The sequence below is a fragment of the Neobacillus rhizosphaerae genome (assembly GCF_937468385.1).
Lineage (GTDB): Bacteria > Bacillota > Bacilli > Bacillales > Cytobacillaceae > Neobacillus > Neobacillus rhizosphaerae.
Genome location: NZ_CALBWS010000074.1, coordinates 1 through 681, shown reverse-complemented (window position 1 = coordinate 681; position 681 = coordinate 1). Strand labels below are relative to the sequence as shown.

Sequence of the window (681 nt, the reverse complement as noted above, 5' to 3'; positions counted from 1 at the left end):
GGTGTCAGTGGTAGGAGAGCGTTCTAAGGGCGTTGAAGCTAGACCGTAAGGACTGGTGGAGCGCTTAGAAGTGAGAATGCCGGTATGAGTAGCGAAAGATGAGTGAGAATCTCATCCACCGTATGCCTAAGGTTTCCTGAGGAAGGCTCGTCCGCTCAGGGTTAGTCGGGACCTAAGCCGAGGCCGAAAGGCGTAGGCGATGGACAACAGGTTGATATTCCTGTACCACCTCTTTATCGTTTGAGTGATGGGGGGACGCAGGAGGATAGGGTAAGCGCGCTGTTGGATATGCGCGTCTAAGCAGTTAGGCTGGTAAGTAGGAAAATCCGCTTACCGCAAAGGCTGAGCTGTGATAGCGAGGGAAATTTAGTACCGAAGTTCCTGATTCCACACTGCCAAGAAAAGCCTCTAGCGAGATAAAAGGTGCCCGTACCGCAAACCGACACAGGTAGGCGAGGAGAGAATCCTAAGGTGAGCGAGAGAACTCTCGTTAAGGAACTCGGCAAAATGACCCCGTAACTTCGGGAGAAGGGGTGCTCATTAGGGTGAATAGCCTTGATGAGCCGCAGTGAATAGGCCCAGGCGACTGTTTAGCAAAAACACAGGTCTCTGCGAAGCCGCAAGGCGAAGTATAGGGGCTGACGCCTGCCCGGTGCTGGAAGGTTAAGAGGAGGGGTTAGC

1 rRNA gene is annotated in these 681 nt (G+C 53.3%); it reads left to right on the top strand.

Annotated elements, in window-relative coordinates:
- Positions 1–681: ribosomal RNA gene (locus M5A78_RS24595) — 23S ribosomal RNA — on the top strand; the annotation flags it as partial.